This is a genomic window from Streptomyces sp. UNOB3_S3 (assembly GCF_020740895.1).
Lineage (GTDB): Bacteria > Actinomycetota > Actinomycetes > Streptomycetales > Streptomycetaceae > Streptomyces.
On sequence record NZ_JAILXP010000574.1, the window covers coordinates 1 to 2,991 of the forward strand.

The window sequence follows — 2,991 nt, forward strand, 5'->3', positions numbered from 1 at the left end:
GGTGGGCGGGGGGCTGGCCAACGCGCTCAACAACCTCCCGGTGTACCTGGCGGGCGAGTCGGCCGTTCCCGTGGGCAATCACGACCAGTTGCTGGCCCTGCTGATCGGCACCAACGTCGGCCCGGTGATCACCCCTTGGGCCTCCCTGGCGACGCTGCTGTGGTTCGAGCGCTGTCACGCGCAGGGCGTGCGCGTGTCCCCGGGGCGGTTCATGGGGACGGGCGCGGTGCTGGCCGCCGGTGCCCTGGTGGCGTCCGTCGGCGCGCTCGCCGTCACGGCATCCCTCACGGGGTGACGGCGGGACGTGCGGCGTGCGGCCTGTCCAGCGGTTACGCGGCCCGTTCGGCCGTGCCCGGCCGTCCACCGCGTCGGCCCGTACGGTGTGCCGGTCCTCGACGGGCACCGGACCTCACAGCGAGGGCGCCGTCGTGGGCCGCCCCTCCGCGACCAGCTTCAGGAGGTACGGGAGGTCCTCCGGCCGCCCGGCGACGAAGCTGCGGTCGGTGTCGGGCCCGGCGACCCCGCCGTGGAAGACACCGCCGTCCAGGGCCCGGATGGCCAGGCCCGCCTCGGCGGCCAGCAGCGCCCCGGCGGGCAGGTCGATGGCCTCGGCGCGGTAGCCGACGAAGCCGTCGATGTCGCCGCGGGCCAGCATCGCCCAGGCCAGCAGGGGCGCCCACAACTGGAGCACCCGCCGGGAGCGCGCCTCCAGGGCGTCCTTGAGGGCGCGCGCCACCGGGTCCCGGCGGGCGACCGCGTGGCCCTGGGTCCAGGCCAGCAGGGGCCCGGCGGCGGACGGCCGGCCCGCGGGCCCGGTCAGCCGGCCGCGCGGCCCGTACGCGCCGTGGCCCGCCGAGGCCGTCCACGTGCGGTCGGTCACCGGGTCGTGGACGACGCCCAGCACGGGCGCCTCGCCCACGCACAGGGCGATGCCGACGGCGTAGGCGGGCAGGCCGATGACGACGTTGTTGCTGCCGTCGAGGGGGTCCACCAGCCAGGTGCGGCCGGTCCGCGCGCCGGGTGCCGCGGGGACGGGGCCCGCCTCCTCGGAGAGGATCCGGTCGCCGGGGAAGCTCTCCCGGATCCGCCGGACCACCAGGCGCTCGGCCAGCAGGTCGAGTTCGGTGACGACGTCGCCCCGGTCGCCCTTGGCCCGTACGCCGTAGTCGTCGTGGAAGCGCGAGCGCAGCAGCGCGCCCGCCTCCTCGGCGGCGCCGACGGCCACCCGGTGCTCCGCCGCCAGGGCCCCCGCCGGCCCGCCCGGGCCCGGGGACCCGGCGCGGCCGTCGTCATCGGCAGTGGTGTCCATCGATCCTCCTCAGGACAGTGCGGGCCGTCCGGGCGGTCTGCGCGGCGTCGCATGTCTGTCGTACCACCCGGTGCGCGGGGCCATGCACCGGTCCGAGGGTGAGGTCGTGGCGCCCGGGCAGCGAGCGGCCGAGCAGCAGCGTGGCCGCGACGGTGCCCGGGGGGACGACGGTGGTGTGGAACTCCCCGGCGGGGAGCCGGTAGATCCCGCCGGCGAGGCTGGTCTCCTCGGGGCCGGGCGCACAGCTCACCAGGCGTGAAGTGGGCCGGATCTCGTCCACCGCCGGGGCGTCGCCCGTCCCGTCGGGCGGGGCCGTGACGGAGGCGGTGCTGTGGACCTCGAAGAGCCGGTGCGTGGGCCGGTCGGGCTCGTCGCGCACCCGGACCCGCAGATTGCCGACCTGCCCGTACAGCACACAGCTGATCAGGTCCCAGCTGTGGGCGTGCACGGCCGAGGTGGTCGGCCGGGCGGGCGGGCCCGCCGGCACGTCGCCGAAGACATGGACGCACACCCCCCGGTCGCCCTCGCGCCGCACCGGGAGGCAGAGGAACCCCAGCGGGTGGCGGACGGCGCGCAGCGCGCGCCGCCCGGAGGCGATCTCCTCCAGGACCGTCGCGGCCGCCGCGAAGAGCTCGCCGGCCGCCGCCCCGTCTCTCGTCCCCCTCGCCATGGCCTGTTCGATGCGGCGGTAGTCCACGGGGCTGCGCACGGGAAGCTCACCTCCGGTACGGGTTCTCCGCGTGCAGGGCCTTGTCGATGATGTCGCCGACGTCGCGGTCGGTGAAGGACGCCGGGAGCGGCAGGCCGAGCCCCTCGAAGAGCCGGACGACCTCGTCGACCGTGGGCTCGTCGCCGAGCGGGACGGTGCGGCTGAGGTCCAGGGTGTGGGCCTGTTCCCGGCTCTGGTGGAGCTCGGTGACGTAGTAGTCGTAGAGCGGACGATCCCGCTCCACCAGCAGGTTGACGCGCTGGGGGTCGTCCTGAGTGATGATCAGGCAGGAGCTGGAGAGGTCGAAGCGGAGCGTGGGGACGACGGAGGAGAGATGGACGTCGATCTCCAGGGTGTCGAGGCGCTGCCGGTACCAGCAGGCGGCGAGCACGGTGGCGAAGGACTCCTTGCGGGTCCGCTCGGCGCTCCAGGCCTCCGCGGGCACCGAGTGGAGCCGGTGGGCGAAGGTCTGGCGGAAGCGCGCGTACGCCGCGCAGGCCTGCTCGTCGGCCGGGCTGACGATGTCGATCTTCATCGTGAGGGAGCGGCGCTGCCGCTGGGCCTCCCGGACGCAGACGGGGAGCGTCACGGCGCGCAGATAGGTGCCGGTGCCGCCCTTGAAGACCCAGCGGTCGGTGGTCAGCCGGGCCCGGTCCAGGGCCGCCTCCAGCTCGGCGCCGGACAGCGAGCGCACCATGGTGAGGTCCTCCAGCGCGTGCCGGGTGCCGCTCATGGCCGCGCGGATGTCGGCCTGCCGGCGCCGGCGCTCGGTCAGCGTCCCGAACACCAGCGCGGCCAGCACCAGCAGGATCGCCCCGGAGGTGATGTTGCTCTCGACCGGCTGGTCGAGGACGTCGAGGACGCCGATGGTCAGGGCCGCGCCCAGGGCGATGACACCGTCGAGGTTCCTGATGGTCCAGGCGACGGCGTTCTCCACGCCCCGCCCCAGCCGTGCCGCCGTGCCCGCCATGGC

At 75.5% G+C, this 2,991-nt stretch carries 4 protein-coding genes; 1 reads left to right on the forward strand and 3 read right to left on the reverse strand.

The genetic code is table 11. The annotated features are described in order from the left end of the window. Positions 1 to 295: ArsB/NhaD family transporter (locus K6I33_RS33780; protein WP_275126849.1), on the forward strand; the 295-nt coding region annotated here is incomplete at its 5' end. 114 nt (positions 296 to 409) lie between these two features. On the opposite strand, the gene K6I33_RS33785 is transcribed toward K6I33_RS33780, so the two are convergent. The 3 genes from K6I33_RS33785 to K6I33_RS33795 all read right to left on the reverse strand — a co-directional run. After that, positions 410 to 1,309: an inositol monophosphatase gene (locus K6I33_RS33785; protein WP_229358611.1), complete on the reverse strand. Its 900-nt coding sequence runs from the start codon at positions 1,307 to 1,309 to the stop codon at positions 410 to 412. Next, a complete protein-coding gene (locus K6I33_RS33790) occupies positions 1,290 to 2,018 on the reverse strand; it encodes a hypothetical protein (protein WP_229358613.1) in 729 nt (242 codons plus the stop codon). The genes K6I33_RS33785 and K6I33_RS33790 overlap by 20 nt, the downstream gene beginning before the upstream one ends. A gap of 7 nt (positions 2,019 to 2,025) precedes the next feature. Next, a partial coding sequence (locus K6I33_RS33795) for a hypothetical protein (RefSeq protein ID WP_374286558.1) occupies positions 2,026 to 2,991 on the reverse strand: 966 nt, incomplete at its 5' end.

Coding starts and splice junctions, on each gene's coding strand:
- K6I33_RS33785 (WP_229358611.1), bottom strand. CDS start 1,309: ATGGACACCACTGCCGATGACGACGGCCGCGCCGGGTCCCCGGGCCCG.